This window comes from Methanimicrococcus hacksteinii (assembly GCF_032714515.1).
GTDB classification, from domain to species: Archaea; Halobacteriota; Methanosarcinia; order Methanosarcinales; family Methanosarcinaceae; genus Methanimicrococcus; species Methanimicrococcus hacksteinii.
Window position 1 is genome coordinate 92,699 of sequence record NZ_JAWDKC010000011.1, and the last position, 18,276, is coordinate 110,974.

14 protein-coding genes are annotated in these 18,276 nt (G+C 43.3%); 6 read left to right on the forward strand and 8 right to left on the reverse strand.

The window, feature by feature from the left end; translation table 11 throughout:
• Nucleotides 1-3 precede the first annotated feature (3 nt).
• Nucleotides 4-5,616 (reverse strand): DUF4011 domain-containing protein, encoded by a 5,613-nt coding sequence (locus MmiAt1_RS02490; protein ID WP_318785321.1) that lies wholly within the window; start codon nucleotides 5,614-5,616, stop codon nucleotides 4-6.
• 367 nt (nucleotides 5,617-5,983) lie between these two features.
• On the opposite strand from MmiAt1_RS02490, the gene MmiAt1_RS02495 reads away from it, so the two are divergent.
• Nucleotides 5,984-6,349 carry a hypothetical protein gene (locus tag MmiAt1_RS02495; RefSeq protein ID WP_318785322.1) on the forward strand — a complete coding sequence of 122 codons (366 nt, stop codon included), beginning with the start codon at nucleotides 5,984-5,986 and terminating at the stop codon, nucleotides 6,347-6,349.
• Nucleotides 6,350-6,525: 176 nt separating this feature from the next.
• Here MmiAt1_RS02495 and MmiAt1_RS02500 read toward each other — a convergent pair whose 3' ends face one another.
• The 6 genes from MmiAt1_RS02500 to MmiAt1_RS02525 all read right to left on the reverse strand — a co-directional run bounded on the left by MmiAt1_RS02500 (nucleotide 6,526) and on the right by MmiAt1_RS02525 (nucleotide 11,785).
• Nucleotides 6,526-6,648 (reverse strand): hypothetical protein, encoded by a 123-nt coding sequence (locus tag MmiAt1_RS02500; RefSeq protein ID WP_318785323.1) that lies wholly within the window; start codon nucleotides 6,646-6,648, stop codon nucleotides 6,526-6,528.
• Nucleotides 6,649-6,807: 159 nt separating this feature from the next.
• Nucleotides 6,808-7,722 (reverse strand): ADP-ribosyltransferase, encoded by a 915-nt coding sequence (locus tag MmiAt1_RS02505; protein ID WP_318785324.1) that lies wholly within the window; start codon nucleotides 7,720-7,722, stop codon nucleotides 6,808-6,810.
• A gap of 434 nt (nucleotides 7,723-8,156) precedes the next feature.
• The gene (locus MmiAt1_RS02510) at nucleotides 8,157-9,302 is read right to left on the reverse strand and encodes an aldo/keto reductase (RefSeq protein WP_318785325.1); all 1,146 of its coding nucleotides are present in this window, start codon (nucleotides 9,300-9,302) and stop codon (nucleotides 8,157-8,159) included.
• 131 nt (nucleotides 9,303-9,433) lie between these two features.
• Nucleotides 9,434-10,054, reverse strand: coding sequence for a DUF2150 family protein (locus MmiAt1_RS02515; protein ID WP_318785326.1), 621 nt, complete (start codon nucleotides 10,052-10,054; stop codon nucleotides 9,434-9,436).
• Nucleotides 10,055-10,147: 93 nt separating this feature from the next.
• Nucleotides 10,148-10,603: a UPF0179 family protein gene (locus MmiAt1_RS02520; RefSeq protein WP_318785327.1), complete on the reverse strand. Its 456-nt coding sequence runs from the start codon at nucleotides 10,601-10,603 to the stop codon at nucleotides 10,148-10,150.
• A 135-nt stretch (nucleotides 10,604-10,738) separates the two neighbouring features.
• A complete protein-coding gene (locus tag MmiAt1_RS02525) occupies nucleotides 10,739-11,785 on the reverse strand; it encodes an NAD(P)-dependent glycerol-1-phosphate dehydrogenase (protein ID WP_420891272.1) in 1,047 nt (348 codons plus the stop codon).
• 369 nt (nucleotides 11,786-12,154) lie between these two features.
• Between MmiAt1_RS02525 and MmiAt1_RS02530 the strand changes: the two genes are divergently transcribed.
• The 5 genes from MmiAt1_RS02530 to MmiAt1_RS02550 all read left to right on the forward strand — a co-directional run bounded on the left by MmiAt1_RS02530 (nucleotide 12,155) and on the right by MmiAt1_RS02550 (nucleotide 17,434).
• Complete coding sequence (locus tag MmiAt1_RS02530; protein ID WP_318785328.1) at nucleotides 12,155-13,030, forward strand: DUF63 family protein; 876 nt, start codon at nucleotides 12,155-12,157, stop codon at nucleotides 13,028-13,030.
• A gap of 54 nt (nucleotides 13,031-13,084) precedes the next feature.
• Complete coding sequence (locus MmiAt1_RS02535) at nucleotides 13,085-14,290, forward strand: stage II sporulation protein M (RefSeq protein ID WP_318785329.1); 1,206 nt, start codon at nucleotides 13,085-13,087, stop codon at nucleotides 14,288-14,290.
• A gap of 279 nt (nucleotides 14,291-14,569) precedes the next feature.
• A complete protein-coding gene (locus MmiAt1_RS02540) occupies nucleotides 14,570-15,733 on the forward strand; it encodes a formate--phosphoribosylaminoimidazolecarboxamide ligase family protein (RefSeq protein WP_318785330.1) in 1,164 nt (387 codons plus the stop codon).
• A gap of 173 nt (nucleotides 15,734-15,906) precedes the next feature.
• Nucleotides 15,907-16,032 carry a hypothetical protein gene (locus MmiAt1_RS02545; RefSeq protein ID WP_318785331.1) on the forward strand — a complete coding sequence of 42 codons (126 nt, stop codon included), beginning with the start codon at nucleotides 15,907-15,909 and terminating at the stop codon, nucleotides 16,030-16,032.
• Between the two features lie 484 nt (nucleotides 16,033-16,516).
• A complete protein-coding gene (locus MmiAt1_RS02550) occupies nucleotides 16,517-17,434 on the forward strand; it encodes a hypothetical protein (RefSeq protein WP_318785332.1) in 918 nt (305 codons plus the stop codon).
• Between the two features lie 269 nt (nucleotides 17,435-17,703).
• Here the strand turns inward: MmiAt1_RS02550 and MmiAt1_RS02555 are convergent, their stop codons facing one another.
• Nucleotides 17,704-18,183, reverse strand: a complete 480-nt coding sequence (locus tag MmiAt1_RS02555) for a phosphotransferase (RefSeq protein WP_318785333.1) — start codon at nucleotides 18,181-18,183, stop codon at nucleotides 17,704-17,706.
• Nucleotides 18,184-18,276: the final 93 nt, after the last annotated feature.

Sequence of the window (18,276 nt, forward strand, 5' to 3'; positions counted from 1 at the left end):
GAATTATTCGTCCAAGTAAATTTTGCCGTTGGGCAGATGAACGATTTTACCGTCGGCGGCAGCGTCGCTGATGACGCCTTCAATCTTTTCTTTGACCGGCGGCCTCATGATTTTAAAGCCGAAAATTTGAGACACTTTCTTCACCAATTGATCCTGGGGCGTCGAATATTGTGTTTTTAAAACATAAACGGCGGCCTGAAGAATTTCCTCTTCCGATATCCAGTCAATGTTCAGCAAATCGCCTTCTCTCTTTCGGACGATGCATCCTTTCACTTTCGCCGGCCACAGGAAATTGCCGCGGACGCGGATATAATTGGATTTTTCCGCCGACGAAATTTCGCGGATAATGAAGTCACGCATCGCTTTTGTCAAACGCTTGACATCGCAGCGCTGCTTAATTTCCAAAATCAATTGTTCTTTGTGAATCGGGCCTTCATGGCTGACGATTTCAACAATTTCATGCTCCATCTTATGGCGCGGAATCTCCAGCAGATTTTCCGTTGACGGCAAATCAATCTTCGTGTACGGCGCATAATCGGGAACACCGTTTTGAATCAAAGGTCCGACATCAAACAACTGTTCGTTCGTAATGTCTTCGGGCAGTTTTCTCATGTCGCCGAAAAGCGTGTCGTATTCGTCGTCTTCTTCGTAATCGGTGTCCGGAACAAGTTCGTGTGTTTTTTCCGGCTCGGACGCTTCCGGTTCAGATGTTTCGGGCTCGACCTCTTTAACTCCCGCCTTTTCCTTTTTCGGCTTTTCAGCTTTCGCCTTTTCCGGACGGTATTCGACAATTTCTTCTTCCGCTGCCGTATCCGTTTTTTCGTCTTCGGCCGTTTTCTCTTCCGGAATTTCATTTTCCGCCGGTTTGCTTTCCGTTTCAATCATTTCAGCGGGCTGTTCTTCGGCAGTTAAAACCGCGTCCTCCGGTTTTTCTTCATCCTCGGCGCCGATTTCTTCTGCCGGCGGCTCGGGTTTTTCACCTGTTTCAACGACTTCAGCTTCAGATTTTTCGTCTTCCGTTTCAAGATTTTCTTCTCTCGCTTCTGTTTCAGATTTTTCGCTTTCCGTTTCAGCTTCAATCTCTTTTTCTTCGGCTTCTTTTTCTTCAGCCTCGGTTTCTTTTTCCTCGGGTTTCATTCCTTCGGAATTTTCTTCTTCCGCGGCCGTATCCGATTTTTCTTCGGCATCCGATAATCCTTTTTCTTTTGCCGCCGCTTCAGCTTCTTCTTTTTCTTTCTGCTGTTTTCTGCTTTCCGCTTCTCTCTCGTTGATAATCTGAATCATCTTTTCGATTTCTTTTTCATCCGTTACCGTCACGGTGACTTCTTCGTCATCGAATTCGAATTCAACAGGTGATTCGATTTTCTTGGCGTTCTCTTTGGCTTTTTCAATCGCCTCCAGCAGGTTTTTCCGGGCTTTCTGCGGATTCAAATACCAGTCCGTTGACCAAACGCGGTAAAGCTGCCAGCCGAGTCCCGCCAAAACATCGCGTCTTAAACGGTCGCGGTCGCGGGCAACGCGGGAGTTGAAATACTGCGGACCGTCGCACTCAATGCCGATAATGTAATGCCCGGGAATTTCCGTATTGACAATCGCCATATCCATTTTGTAGCCGGCGCATCCGATTTTTTGATGAATCGTGAAACCGTTTTCACGCAGGAACGTCGCAACGGATTCGTCAAACGTGACTTCGTCGGGTTCGTATTCCGGCGTTTTGCTGACGAATTCTTTCGTTTCGGCATATTCCAGGAATGATTTGAGAACGCGAAGGCCTGCCGGGTCGTCGTCGCCGACGTGCAGATCGATTGACGTAAAGTTGGAGAAAATCACACACTTCTCGCGGGCGCGGGTGAACAAAACATTTAAGCGGCGTTCGCCGCCGTCTCTGTTGAGCGGGCCGAAATTCTTTGACAAACGTCCTTCCTGATCGAAACCGAATCCGATGCTGACGAAAATCACGTCTCTTTCATCGCCCTGAATCGTTTCAATGTTCTTGACCATAAAGTTTTCACCTTTTTCGTTGGTGAAATATTTCTCAAACCCGGGGCTGCTTTTCACAAGTGATTCCACTTCTTTTTGAATCGCTTCCTGCTGCTTCACGTTAAACGTTCCGACCATTAATGTTTTGTCGGGGAATTGAATGAAGTGGCGCATCACTTCCTGTGCGACAACACGCGCTTCTTCGCGGTTCACGCCGGTTTTTCCGCGCTCGTAGACGGAATTTTTGACGTGGCGGAACTGCAGGCCCATATTCTTGTCGGCGTGAAGCGGCGACGGGTAAACGTACAAGTGGTTGCCGTAAAATTCGTTGTTTGAGACGGCAATCAAAGATTCGTGGCGGCTTCTGTAGTGCCAGCGAAGCGTTTTGTACGGGAAACTGCGCTTGCAGATGTTGAGAACGCTCTCCACATCGGAATAAAACGAAGCATCTTCATTGTATTCGTCGTCCGCTTCCAATAAATTCTCAAAGAAAGTGGTCGGCGGGAGCTGCTTCGAGTCGCCCATCACAACGACCTGGCGGCCGCGGAGGAGCGCGCCGAGTGCGTCTTCGGGCCTGACCTGACTGGCCTCATCGAAAATAACAACATCAAAAGACGTGTTCTGCGGCTCCAAATACTGCGCGATTGAAAGCGAACTCATCATAAAGCAAGGCTTAATCTTTTGAATCAGTCCGCCCGCGCTTGACATCAAACGGCGGATCGGCATGTGCGCTTTCTTCTTGTTGAATTCGTTGAGCAGTACGCCTGCTTCGGATTCGCGGGATGCGCCGACATAAATCTGCGGCATGCGCCTGTAAATCTCAATGTTGACGCGTTCTCTGTTCTTGACAATGACTTTTTCATCAAGCTCTGAAAACTTCTGAATTTTATTCTCATGAACTTCTTTGATAAACGTCGATAATACACGCTTTTTCATGAACTCTGCGCGAAGAACGCCGTCGGCGTAGTTGCCTTTGAATGTTTGAATCAAATCTTCCGGCAGAATTTCATTTTCATTAATGTAAGGAACCATCGGCGCGGCAATGGTTTCCGCGCATTTCTCACGGTACAGCAAAAACTGACTCCATAAAACCAATGACGAAAGCTCCGTGTTCCAGACATGAAGAATGTTGTTGAGCTGCTTGGCGGTCAGCGTGTCTCTGAAAACATTTCCGCTTTCCGTTAATTCGAATTTCCTTTTCTGCGGGATTTTAACGGCTTCTTCGGGGTCGTCGGGCTCTTCCACTTTGATTAAACCGCCGTCTTCCGCAACATTTTCGGGAGCGGCAATTTCCGCTTTGGATTCTTTTTCCGGCAGAATTTCTTTCACAAATTTTTCATTGAAGAATAAATCCGGGTCGGCGCCGACACTGTTTGCAAGCTTCATCAAAGCGATGTCTAAATATTCCTTTTCGATTCTGATGTTTTCGATTGCCGACTCCAGCGCGGATCCGTTGACGCCGTTTTCGATGCAGACGTACGTGTTTTCAGTGACTCTGCCGCTGCTTTCCAGGACATCGAAGAGGACGATCCAGTCATAAAACGCTTCCAAACGGGCGGGGTCGGCAAGGCCGGCTTCCCAGTGGGCGCCGAAAAGCATAATCGCCTTGTGTTTGGAGTTTTCCAGTTCGCGTTCCAAATCATTGAATTCCTGAACCAGCAAAACATCTTTTTTGAGTTCCGCGTCGCTTTTGTCAACCCGTTTGATGTAACAGTTTAAAATTCCGGTCTTGGAATCCTTAAAGCCGCTGTCCATAAATTTGAGGAGTTTGCCAGCCTTTTTAAGATAAGCGTCAATGTCGGTTTCAAAAATCTGAGACGTGAAAATCTCTTCAATCATCTGTTCCAATTCGCTGTAGCGCCGGGCTTTTTTCATTAATTCTTTTTGCGTGCTGCGCTCCTTTATGCTTTGATTTTTCAAAACGTCCCGGCTGATTTTCGGAGCGTTTTGGAATGTTTTAATCTGATTCAGGAATTCGTCCAGCTCGTTCAAAGAAGAGGGCGCCTCAAGTCCGGTTTCTGCGACAATTTCATCCACGCTGTCGTTGATTGTTTTTGCGCGGTGCGCGGCATCTTCCAAGATTCTTTCGATGTCCTGCAAATCCGGCGGCAGAATGATTCCCGGCTGCACATCGCGCCACGGGTTTTCCTTAACGCCGCCGACGCTGTGAAGCGCGTCTCCGATTTTTTCCAAGATGGATACGGCTTCTGCCCACTGCTTTCTGTCCCATTTTTCGGGGGCATTGAATTCAATGTGCGCCATTTTTCTTTTGCTGCTGTTGAAATAATGCGTGACATCTTCGCGGATGCCGTAAATGTCATAAACGGTGTGGCCGATCGGGCCGACGGTTTGGCTGAGGGTTTTGGCGTATTCGTTGAGTTCGTATTTGAGATTTTCAAGGTCGGCCAAATCCTGCGCGTAATTCTTTTCAGCCGGCTGGCTGCGTTTGAGTGTTCTGTCCAGTTCGTCCAAAACGGCTTTTTTCTGCGCTTTGTGGCTGTGCATTTCCAAAACCATGTCTCCGAGGCCGATTGTGTCCAATCTTTTCTTAACGACCTGAAGCGCGGCCATTTTTTCACTGACAAACAAAACGCTTTTGCCGCTCATGAGAAGCTCGGCAATCAAATTTGTGATGGTTTGGGATTTGCCGGTTCCCGGCGGTCCTTCTACGACTAAATTTTTGCCGTTTTTCACGTCTTCGATGACGGAAATCTGGGAGGAGTCGGCATTGACAATGTGATAAACGGAATCCGTGCTCAGTTTCAAATCGACTTCGTTTTCGGCAAAGCCGCCGTCATAGTTTTCGGCGGACGGATTGAAAACCTGATTAATGAGCGGATGCGTCTCGGGACCGTGTCCTTCGGGCCAGATCTTGGGGTCAAGATCTTTATACATCACGAATTTTTTGAAATTGTAAAAGTCAATGTTTGCTTCGCGGACGATTTCCCATTCTTTTTTATCGGAAATCAAGTCTTCGACGGCTTTTAAATAAAACTCGACGGCGCCTTTGTCGTCGGCTCCGAAAAATTCGGGCAGTTCCAGGCCGAATTCCAAGAGTTTGGCTTTGAGCGTGATGGACGCGAAAATATCGTCGCCGGTCCACTGAACGGTAAATCTTCTTTTCGGACCGACCCGTTTGAATTCGACGGGAATCAAAACCAGCGGCGCTTTAAAAAATTTCTTGGAACCGTCGGTCCATTTTAAAAATCCGACGGCCATGTACAAAATCGGGTAACCCTGTTCTTCAAAAACGGCAAGGGATTGGTTGTTGGTGTAAAAAAGGCGCTCTTCCAGTTCGTCGGCATGGTAAGGTGTTTCAAGGCCGACGACGGAGTTTTCTTTGCCTTCTTTTCGTTTCATCAGCCCTTTTAAGAATCCGGATTCTTCGTCATCATCGGCGGCCGCGGAATCTGCGTTTTCTTCCCCTTTTTTTGTTTTTTTCACGGCGTTGGGATCGGCTTTAAACCGCATCGTTTTTTCCTGAACAACCAAAATATCGTAAATTTCCGCGATATTTTCATTTTTGATCTCAACCGTTCTTTTTTTTGACGGCGTGTAATTTAAAAGATTGTTCATCAAAGATAAATCCAATAATTTCTGCCGAAGGAGCTCAAGTTCTAATTTAACGTCAACCATGAATGATACACTTCCCGGAGGAGACTGTTAATGCGTTTGCCGATGATTTTTAAAAAGAGTGAAACGCGGGTTTTTTCGTTTCAGTTTTTCTTTTAAAGGTTTTATACATTATTATTTTAAGAATAAAAGAATAGAGAAATGCTTCTATATAAGGTTTATTTCAAAAAACCTTGACGGGGAAAACCAAAGGTTGATTTTGAAGATTTGATAAAAACGAATGCCCTTTTTATTTTATGAAGTTTGAAAAAACAGCGTGAGTTTTAATGAGGGCGTTAAAAAACTGTTCGGGGTTTGATGAGTTTAAAAATTAAATTAAAAAGTAAATGACGGTAATGCCGGCAGCAGGCTGTGTCGTCAGCAGACAGTGTTGTCAGCAACAGTCCGTGTTGGCGGCAGTCCGTGTCGGCAACAGTCAGTGTCGGCAGCAGTCAGTGTTGTCAGCAGTCCGTGTTGGCGGCAGTCCGTGTTGGCGGCAGTCCGTGTTGGCGGCAGTCCGTGTTGTCAGCAGTCCGTGTTGGCGGCAGTCAGCGTTGTCAGCAGTCAGTATTGTCAGCAATTAGTGTTGGCAGCATTTCCGCATTTATCATCTTATTTTTATCACATCCGTTCGCTACGCGAACGTGGGCACAGATTACCTTACGGTTTGCATTTGCTGCTTGTTGTTGCTGGTTCTGTTGCTGTTTGCATTTGCTGTTTGCGTTTACTGCTGCCGATTCGCTGCGCGCGCGAATGACTCGTTTTTTTATAAGAATTCGAATTTGGTTCATCGATTTGAATAATTTTAAAACAGGAAACAAAAAAATAGGAAATTCAAAATATTATTTTGTGAAAATCCGGAATCAAGCGCTTTTACGGAGTGCTTTATTTGTCATAAATACACTTGCGCTCTCCTCTTTCATATTCATTCTGCTATTCCCAATCGGCATCGGCTTCTTCCAGCAGTTTTTTAATTCTTTCCTCCTCTTCGGGAGTCGGATCCGGCGCTTTTCCGATATAGGTGAAAATTTCTGAAAAAGATTCTTTTAACATCATTTGCAATCGCCTTTAATATTTTAATTTTTTTAGAATTTTTAAGTTTCTTCAACTTTTTTAGAATTTTTAAGTTTCTTCAACTTTTTTAGAATTTTTAAGTTTCTTCAACTTTTTTAGATTTTTTAAGTTTCTTTAACTTTTTTCAAATCTTTTCTTTTTTCAAATTTCTTCAATCGTATAAACATTCATTTTTTTGTTTGTTTTTAAATTTTTCTCAGAGTTTGGCTTTTTTCCGTATTTTTGATCTGTCTTAAATTTCGGCTTTTTTCCAAATTTTAGATCTTTTCCGTATTTCAAACTTTTTTCAAATTCCAAATCTTTTTCAGACCATTGTTCAATTTTAATTATTCTGTATCCGATATTTCTCGGGCGAATGATTTCATATTCTTTGTTGTCAATATACAGTGCTTTCATATCTTTTTTAAGTTTCAGACGAAATATTATCGGCTTTTCGGAATTCGTATATTTACATGCGTTTTCTCGTTTTAAATTGAAACTTCCGAATGCGTTTTCTTGAAATGTTTCCCCGCGCACGGGATTATCGAGCCAATTTAAATTCAAAACGCCTCTGTATATGAAATTTTCAACATCCTGTGTGCTTTTTTCAATCGCCGCATCAATGTTTTTAATGTTAAAATCAATTAACCTCTTTTCAGATTCTGTTCTTTCATTGTAAAAATTCGGGAAACGGCAGCAGGAATTAATCATATAGCACCACGGTTTATCTTTCATATCTTCCGGAATTTTGCAGCTCCAATTTTGTTTCTGCCGGTTCCAAAAATGAATGTCCTGATAATTCCCGATGCATACTTTTTCAACAGGCGTTAAATCTTCTCTTGTGTAAAACGGCTCCAATTCTTTCTGATATCCGGCGTAAATTTCGGGCTTTTCCCGAATGACCGGGTACAAATCCAAAATATCATACAAGGACAGCGGAATCGTGAAAGAGTCGGGAATTGTCAAAGAAGACGGAACTGCTGCAGAAGGCGAATCCGACAGAGATGGATTTGCCGACGAAGCCGGATTTTCTGAAGAAGACGGCGCTGATTCAAAAGGCGGGATTTTATCTTTCATACCTGCCGTTCTGATTTCTTTTCAAATAAACCGGTCGATTTTTTCAAAAAAGAAAACTTTATATCTCAATTTTTCTCCCAAAATGAATCAAAGGTGTTCAATACTGAAAATCATAGTCGGAATCAAAGCCGGAATCAAAGCCGAAATCGAAGCCGGAATTATAGTCAGAATCAAAGCCGGAATTATAGTCGGAATTATACGGAATCGAAATCGGAATTAAAGTTGGAATTATACGGAATCGAAATCGGAATTAAAGTTGGAATTATACGGAATCGAAATCGGAATTAAAGTTGGAATTAAAGTTGGAATTATACGGAATCGAAATCGGAATTATAGTCGGAATTATACGGAATCGAAATCGGAATTATAGTCGGAATTATACGGAATCGAAATCGGAATTAAAGTCGGAATTAAAGCCGGAGTTATAATCGGAATCAAAGTTGGAATATTTGTTTTTCTGCCGCAAACGCCGCAATTTCTGTCATTTTTTCGGGAATATTGATTCCCTGCGGGCATTTGGGCAGACAAATTCCGCATTGTGTACAGTTGTGTGCCCGGCGGTTTTCGCCGATTTGGCGGTATTCTGCTAAAAACCGTGATTTGTCGGAATCGCCGCGCGCAAAATATTGGTTGTATTTGTCAAAAACTTTCGGAATATGAACACCTGAAGGACATTCCATACAATAACGGCAGTATGTGCAGGGAATCTTAAAAGAAGACTGATAAATTTTCACGGCTTTTTCAATCGTTTGATATTCCTCTTCCGACAGCGGTTTAAACTTTTCAATCGTTTGAACGTTGTCTTTGACTTGTTCCATATTTGACATGCCGCTGAGAACGGTCAGCACATTCGGAAAACTTGCGGCAAACCGAATCGCCCACGACGCGATGCTTGCATCCGGATCTTCGGCTTTTAATATTTCTCTTGCTTTTTCAGAGAGCGCTGCCAGCGATCCGCCGCGAACGGGCTCCATGACAATGACCGGAATCTTTTTCGCAGCCAATATTTCGTATTGCTGCTTTGCTTTCTGAATTGTCCAGTCCAAATAATTGAACTGAATCTGGACAAAATCCCATTCATATTGCTCGATTACTTTTTCCAAAAGGTCGGGCTCGTCGTGAAACGAAAATCCCAGGTATTTGATTTTGCCTTCCGCTTTTTTCTGTTTTAAAAACGCGTAAACGTCCTGCTTTTCGGCGTCTTTTAAGTGTTCGCGGTTGATATTGTGAATCAAATAAAAATCAAAATAATCGACTTGGCATTTTTGCAGCTGTTCGTTAAAAATACGGTCGGAATCTTCGGGCTTTTCGATTTTCCAGGGCGGCATTTTGGTTGCCAGAAAGAAACTGCCGCGCGGATATTTGGAAAGGGCTTCGCCGATAAAAATTTCCGACTCGCCCTCATGATACATATAAGCCGTATCAAAATAATTGACGCCGTGAGCGATCGCATAATCAACCATCTCCTGTCCGGCTTTGCGGTCGATTTCCTGCGTGTCCTCGGAAATTCTCGGAAGCCGCATCGTTCCGAATCCGAGCAGGGAAATTTTTTCTTTGTTTCTGAACAGCCGTGTTTCCATCGTTTCATTCCTCGTTTATTGGTGCCGAACGCTCACGCGCGCGAAATGCACAAATCTTGAAAAAAGTATGAAAAGAAAGGCGCCGTTTTTAAATGATTTTTTCAAAAAAGGGAAGAAAAAAGGCAAAAGCTTTAATCTTCGTCGTCGACTTCGTCGAAGTTTTTGTAGCTGTCGGTTCCGACCATGGCGGCGGCAATTGAATCAATTCCGTCCAGCCATTCGGCGACAATACTTTCTTCGGGAAGGATGGTTAAGAATTCTTCGTCAAACGGCTCGCCGCCGATGACCATTGCGCCGATGTTGGCAACCGTTATGAAAGCGGTGTCCATGTCTTCCTGCTCTTCGGCAGCCCCGGCTTCTTTAATTAATTTCTTGATGTCGGCTTTCTTGTCGTAATCTTCCAGGAAATACGCTTCAAAAGCGGCCATCGAGCAGTTCAAAGAATCCTGAACGGACATGATCATGATGTCGGCGTCTTCTGAAATCGGGGGCACTTCTTCCAAAACAGTTTCTTGAATCGTCCCGAGGATTTCAAGTGCGGTGTCCGCATTGATTGCGCCTTTTTCAAAGCGTGCGGCAATTTTTAAGCATGAAAGGATGACGTCATCGGCCATGTTCACGAAAATCATCGCGCTCTTTTCGGCTTTTTCTTCGTCTTCCAAAGAAAAGCCGGCTTCTTTAATTTGGGAAACCCAGTTGTCCCATCTGGCTTTTGAATAAAATTCATAATAAGGCATATTTTTTTCAGCCATTTTCTTCACCTTTCTATAACGATTTTTTAAATATAAACAAAATTTACTGACTTTACAGACTTAAAATATTGACTTTACAGACTTAAAATTTACTTATTCTAAGACTAAGCTGACGCGCTTATATGGTTTTTCCTCGACTTCAATGCCTTCGAAAACTTCTTTAACAAGACATTTGTCGCCTTTTGCCAAACCTTTCGGTGCAAACAGGCTGTCGTCAATACCGTTGTCAATGTGTCCTTCTTCCAATTTGACTTTGGAAGGCGCAAATGTCACGGTTGAGCCGACAACTGCTTTTTTAGCGTCGATATAGGCTTCAACGGGCGCATTCTGCACTTCGACCGCCAAGACGCCGCCGTCATGCAGCGCGCATTTTAAAAGATTGTTGTTTCGAACGGAAACGACTTCATATTTTCGGCCGGAATCCAAATTCAGGCAAGTCCCGCGGATGTTGCATCTTTTGCAATCTTCTCTTTCTTCCAAAAAGAAAAACGTCTCGCCGGGTTTTGCCAAACGGGCGCCGATTACTGTAATTTTTGCTGGTGCTGTCATATTTCCCTTCAATCCTTAATTGCCAATCCTGTAATGCTTATTATGTTTTTATTCACTAATCATTTTCTTTGCATTTGAATGTTCGCCGCAAACTTTTTGAATCAAAAGATCGCCCCGTTTTGTCATTCCGCTTGGTCAGTCTGTAATGACCTTTGTTACAACCGCCATTTTTTCGGCTGCCGAAGGTGTCAGACCGCCGCCGAGAATCGTGTAACGCTCGGGCCGAATCGTGTGCGCCTGCAAAAGCGCTTCAATTATTTCATCGTCGGCAATTCCCATTTCCACCGCCGACGTCGGCGCGCCGATCTGAATCAGCGCGTTTCGGATTTTTTCCCAGTCGCCGCCGTGCAGATACATCATCATGATTGATCCGACCGCGCATTGTTCGCCGTGAAGCGCTGGTTTTTTTGCGATTCTGTCAAGCGCGTGGCTGAACATGTGTTCCGAGCCGGATGCGGGACGGGAGGAACCGGCAACGCTCATTGCAGCGCCGCTTAAGACGAGTGCTTTGACGGCAATTCTTGCCGAGCTGTCCAGTCCGGGGCGAATCAAATTTGCCGAATTTGTAATCATGTCCGCGCTCATGTACGCCATCATGGCGGCCGAGCGGCTGAACGGTTCGTTCTGGTGTCGGGAAGCCAGTTCCCAGTCCAAAACGGATGTGTAATTGGAAATCACGTCGCCGCATCCGGCGGCCAGCAGGCGGAACGGCGCTTTTGAAATTATTTCAGTGTCGGCAATCACGGCAATCGGCGCCTGCGCTTCAACGGATTCGGATTTTCCTTCCGAATGAATGGACGCGCGCGCCGAAACAATTCCGTCGTGAGAGGCGGCTGTCGGAATGCTGATAAAGGGAACACTGCAGTTTTTGGAAGACAATTTTGCCAAATCAATGGACCGGCCGCTGCCGACGCCTAAGAAGCAGTCGGCTTCAAACGCGCTGCCGGCTTCCGTAATCTTGATAACTTCTTCCGGGGACGCTTTTTCTGAAATGCAGATTTCGCAGTCGCCGCCGTTTTCTTCAACCAGCTCCTTAATTCTGTTTCCGGCAACATCCAACGTGTTTTTTCCCGTCACCAGAAGAACTTTTTTGCTGATTTTCAGCTTGTTTAAAACATCGGGAACTTTGACGAGCATATTTTTGCCGATTAAAACTTCCCGCGGAAATTCCATCCATTTCATGGCGGCCGCATCGTCTTCGCGCCAATCAGCTATCGTTTGCTCTTCATTGTGTATCATAGTCATAATTGCAGCCTTCGCAGTTATTTAAGCTTTTCAATTTTTATCAAATATGGACTTTTAAATATAAAATCTATGGGTTGCCGTGTTTATAGCTGTTCATGACCGTTTTAATTATTTACCAAATAATTATTATAATTCTATGATGTTTGCACCTTTTAAAGATTTTTAAATCTTTTATTTACAATACAAATTTCAAGACTGAAACAGATTAATATCTAATTAATCATATAATTAAATTATCAAATATTAAACAAACCGCCGCCAATCTAAACGATTGAAAAGTATTTTCTTCCGATACGGAGATCCATTATGTCTTTTATTGATTCAGTTATCGCTTTCATCCGGGAATATTACCTTGATCCGATTATCAATGATTCGGGATACAACATTTTTAACACGCTGACGTGGGCGGTTATTTTAGGAATCGCTGTTTATGTTCTGATTTATTTCCTTCAGAAGATGAACATTAAAATTGACGCTAAATCGCTGGGGGCAACGATGCCGTTCGTCATTGCCGGCGCTTCTCTTCGGGTTGTCGCCGACACGGGCGCGGTTTCTCCGCCTTTCAGTTATGTTTTGATTACGCCGAATATTTATTTCTTTGTCTTTTTGGTGACGGCCGCGTGTTTAATCTTTTCGCTGGTGCTTCAGAAATTCAAAGCGGTCAAATCTTTCCATATGCCGTATGCGGTTCTCGGATGCATTTTCATTGTGATTGTCTACTGGGTTTTGTTTTCCGTCGGCACGGTTGTCAACTGGTGGGTGCCGTTTGCGGTTGCAGCTGTCGGAATCGGCGCGGCTTTGCTGGTCGGCGCGGCTGCAAAAGCGGCGGGCAGCACAATCTTTTCCGATAAAACAAATCTGATGCTTCTGGCGGCTCATATGATGGATGCCACCTCCACAGTTATCGGAATTGAAGTTTTCGGCTACATCGAAAAGCATGTTGTTCCGGCTTTCTTGATTGAACTGACGGGAACGGCGCTTGTGATGTACCCGCTGAAGCTGATCATTTTCGTGCTCGTTGTCTGGCTTTTGGATAAAGGACTGGAAAAAGCGGTTGCCGGCGAAAATGAAGCCGAAAAAGAACAGATCGGCCAAATCAAAAATGCGATTAAATTTGTGATTATCATTCTCGGGCTGGCCCCTGGAATCCGAAATTCAATCCGGTTGTTTTTCGGCGTTTAATCTATCAAATATTCGGCAACAATTATATTTGTGCTGTGATATATGTGTAAAAAAATGGCAAAAAACATGAAAGATTCTCCCAATTCAACGTCCGATTCATCATTTTCGGAAGATTCGTTTGAATCTGTGATCGATGATGTTTCGGAATCTGCTTCCGAGTCTGTTTCAAAATCCGCTTTCGAGCTTGATTCGGAATCTGCTCTCGAATTCGATTCGGAATCCGCTTTCGAGCTTGGTTCGGAATCTGCGCCCGAATCCGATTCGGAATCCGCTTTCGATCCTGATTCTGAATCTGCGCCCGAATTCGATTCGGAATCCGCTTTCGACTCTGATTCGGAACTCGCTTTCGAGTTTGATTCGGAAACGTCTGAGCTTGTTTCAGATTCTTCTTTCAAAATGTCGCTTGAGAAATTTCTGTCTCAGGTTTCCGGTCCGTTGTTTTGGTCGTTTTTCATTTTCATGATCTTGATTTTTGTATTTTATGCGCTTTATGTTCTTTCTTTCGTTTTTATACCGATTGATCCGCTTCTTTTTTCGGACCTTTCGGGTTTCTTTGAGTCATTGCCGGCGCCAATATCTGATTTCATGTCTTTTGTGTCGTCTTACCATCTTTCCATCGCGGCTTTCCTGGCATTTTTAAATTTCGTTGCCAGCTTTGCGGATTTCTGTCTTTCCAAAAAACAGATTCGGCCTTATTTGGTTTCTCTGGCGGCATCTTATGAAAAGCCGCTGATCCTGACGGCTGTTTTATTTGTGCTGTCTTTGATTATCGGCTGCATTGCCGGTTCGCTTTATCCCGAAATTATGGCTTACTTTTTCAATTTAAGCGGTCTTCCCGGAGACGATCCGCTCAATCTTGTGTCTTACATCTTTTTCAACAACGTCAGAATTGTTTTCATGCTGATTTTCCTGGGATTCGTTTTCGGAATTCTGCCGGCCGCCATTATTATTGTCAACGGCGTGACAATCGGCCTCGTTTCGGAATATACCGTCAAAGCGGAAGGCATTTTGTTCTTGCTGGTCGGTTTGCTGCCCCACGGAGTTATTGAAATTCCTGTGATTTTACTGGGGTCAAGCGTCGGCTTCGGCCTCGGTATGCAGGCGGCCAAAACAATTTCCGGAAGTTTGCCTTTTTCCGAATTCCGCAAGAGTTTTGTCGACGCCACATGGATTTTCTTCTTGATTGCCGTTCCGCTTCTTTTTATTGCCGCGGTTATTGAAGTTTATGTGACGGGAACACTTCTCAGCATTGCTTTTTAAGGTTTTTTAAAATCTTTTTCATCTCCTTTTCCATTTTTTGCTGCCGCCTGCCGCGCGCGGGATGCATAAATTTTTGAATCCGCCGTGAAAATTCATGCCCGGTTTTAATTTTCGGGCTTTTAATTCCCGGATTTTGAATTTTCGGGTTTTGCCGAACAATTCCTTTTTATAATCTGATTGGATACAGTTATTCTCAAATAGCATCAATTATTTTCAATACAAATTCATTTCATTCTTTCATTTTTTATATTGATATTTTATGAATCGGAAAGTGACATTATGATTTCAAGAAAACAAATTCAAGAAACCGTTGATCAGTATTACAATAATCCCGATCAGATTAAAATCGGAACAATCGCGTCTCACTCGGGACTTGACGTTTGCGACGGCGCCGTTGAGGAAAATTTCAAAACGGTCGCCTACTGCAAAAAAGGCAGAGAACAAACTTACGCGACTTATTTTAAAGCGCAGCGCGACGCACAGGGAAACCTTCTCCGCGGAATCGTTGACGAAGCCGTTGTTTTCAACAGCTTTGATGAGATCTTAAAACCGGAAAACCAGCAGAAAGCAATCGATGACAGCGTTTTGATGGTTCCGAACAGATCTTTGACTTCTTACTGCAGCATCGACGACATTGAAGACAATTTCAAAATCCCGATGATCGGCAGCCGCAACATGCTCAGAAGCGAGGAACGCTCGGAAGCCCAGAGCTACTACTGGATTTTAGAAAAAGCCGGTCTTCCGTTCCCCGAGAAAATTGACAAGCCCGAAGACATCGACGCGCTTGTGATGGTCAAACTCCCGCACGCCGTTAAAACGCTTGAGCGCGGCTTCTTTACCGCCGCCAGCTACGACGAGTTCGTTGAGAAATCCGACGCGCTTCTCAAACAGGGCGTCATCACCGAAGAAGCCCTCAAAGGCGCAAGAATCGAGCGCTACGTCATCGGCCCGGTTTTCAACTTTGACATGTTCTACTCTCCGATTGAAGAAGAAATGTGTCCGCTTGAAATTCTCGGTGTTGACTGGCGCTTTGAAACAAGCCTTGACGGTCACACCCGCCTCCCGGCACCGCAGCAGATGCGCCTCCAGGGCGAGCAGCTGACACCGGAATACACCGTCTGCGGCCACAACTCGGCAACGCTCAGAGAATCTTTGCTTGAAAACGTCTTTGAAATGGCTGAAAAATTCGTTGAAGCCAGCAAGAAACATTACGACCCCGGAATTATCGGTCCGTTCTGTCTCCAAACTTGTGTTGACAAAGACCTGAACTTCTACATTTATGATGTCGCCCCGCGCGTCGGCGGCGGCACCAATGTTCACATGTCAGTCGGACATCCGTACGGGAACACTTTGTGGAGAAAACCGATGAGTACCGGAAGAAGAGTGGCTTATGAAGTGAGACGGGCGTTGGAAAAGGACAGATTGGAAGATATTGTTACCTAAAGTTACTAACGTTTATATATCTCAAACATATTTTTTAATTGTTTATAATTTTGGTAAAATAAGTATCCAAACGAAATTTCATATTTCGCTCGACCGATTCATTTTCGGTCCCTCCCTCGATGCCTGGTGGATACTTTGGCAACTGAAACAATTAATTATGGAGGTCAAACACCATGGCAGAACAAAAACCCATGACTGCAGAAGCAGCAAGGCGCATTCAGTCGAGTGCTGATAAATCTGGTAGCAATCAGAGTTTTAAAGCACGTGCACAAAGTAGTGCGTCTAAGAATCAGAAATAAATTTATGAAAGCAGAAGATTTCTTCTGCTTCTTTCTGATTTTATTTTTATTACAAGTTGACTGATTTGCTAAGTTTTCATTTTTCTAAAACTTTTAGTCATGGTGGTTAATGGTTATGCTTTCTATTTCTTTTCTTAAAGAGCAAATTAAAGAAAATAAATTTGTTAAAACCGAACTTGCTTTTTTCATTGCTTTGATGATATTCCATTTTATTCCGGGAATTAATCAATTAATTGTTGATCGTTTAATCTCCGGGTTAGAAAGCAATATACTGAATATTGCCGGGCAAATTGAATGGTTTGATTTGATTAATGAAACACTGCTTGCGTTTTTGATTGTGCCTTTATATTTTCTTTTTAATGAGGTTTCAGATAACAAAAATGAATTCAAAAAAAGAATCAATCAAACTTTCTGCATCGGGTTTTTGATTTATTTTATAGTATCTGTTTTTGTTTATTTTTATGCTCATTCATTTACAGCATATATGAACGCTCCGGCTGAAAGCATTCTCTATTTGCAAATGGAAACAATCGGGTTCATTATCGGATTTATCAGTTCTTTCATGTATGTTGTTTTCGTTGTTCGGGGCAATTGGAAATATATTATTTCACTGATGGTTGCAAGAGTTGCAATGTTGTCGGTTGGAAATTTCATTTTAATTCCCGAATACGGTGTCATGGGTTTGGCAACAACAAACATTTTGTGTAATTTGATTCTATCAATTGTTTCTTTTGTTCTTCTTTATAAGGATGATTTATTTCAATGGAAACTAATTTTTGAAAAAAAGGCAGGATTTGATTGGGTCAAAGTCGGTATGTTTTCAGGTCTTCAAATTTTTCTTGACAATGCTATTTATGCTCTTATTGTTGTCAGAATGGTCAATGAAGTTTCGTCTGCCGGTATTTATTGGCTGGCAAATAATTTTATTTGGGGATGGCTTTTAATTCCAATAATCGCACTTGCAGAAGTTGTCAAAAGAGATTATCTAAGAGGCTATAAACGAATTCATCATTATCTTTTCATTGTCGGGTGTATTGTTTTTCTTTGGATTCTCAGTGTTCCATTGTGGCCGACAATGTTCGAACATGTAATTCATGCACAAAACCCGACGGCAATTTTGAATGTTTTATACATTCTTGTTCCGTTTTACATTGCTTACTCGATAGCAACTGTTTTTGACAGTGTTTTTGTTTCTGTGGGCAAAACAAAATATTTGTTTGCAATATCGGTTGTTGTCAATATCATCTATTACGGAATTGTTTATACTTTATTTTTGAACGGGTGGTTTACTGCTTCTCTTCACTTTATCATCTTTATGTTCGGAATCGGAATGATCGTTCATTTGATTCTCAGTATCTTCTTTTTCTTTTATTCAAAAAATGGAAAAAAGATGATAGGTTAAAATAATGAGTGAGTGTCATCTTAAAGCGGAATCGGGAGCATGATTTCGTGTGCTTCTTGTTCTTTGTTTTACCCGATTCTTCTTTTAATTTCTTCTTTATTTTTAATCACCCAATGCTTACTCAACCCGACCCACTCTTCAATTTTGACATATTCGGGATGATTCGGATCGGTTTCTTCCAGCATTTTCTCTATTCTCTGTATCAGTTTATCGGCGAAATCCGATTTTAATTCATCGTCGGCGCCGTATGCTTTCAGTGCTCTTTCTCCCTATTCGAATATAATTTCCGAATTCGGCGGCGCGCCGTTTATGCTCGACCACATCGAAAAGATGATGTCTTCCCATCTCTTGCCGAAAGAACATTTATCCCAATCAATCAGCGCAACCGGAACCCCGTTTCGGAATACGATATTGCAGGGGGAGGCATCATGATGACAAAGAACATCGCCGTTTTCGGTCAGCTCGGCAGTGGTGTCATGAATGGTTCTCAAGATTCTCATGATTTCTTCCAATTGGGCGATTGTCATTTCGCCGACTTCCGTCTGGACAACGCCTTCGATATACTCGTAGACTTCTCTGCCCTGTTCGTCGAAGCCGATAAAGCGCTGGCTGTACGGACAGCCTTTTTCCTCTAAAAATGTCAGCATTTCAGAGACAAATAAACTGGATTCTTTTGCCGGCCGCCGGACAGTATTTCCGATTTTGACGACGCCTTGAGTCGACCTTCCGCCTTTCAGATTCCCTCCCATCTCATTCAAAATATAAATTTTCAGAATTTGAATTTTTTGATAACGTGCCGAAAAAATGAAGGATTAGATTCTTTTTGAATTCCGAACGGGTGA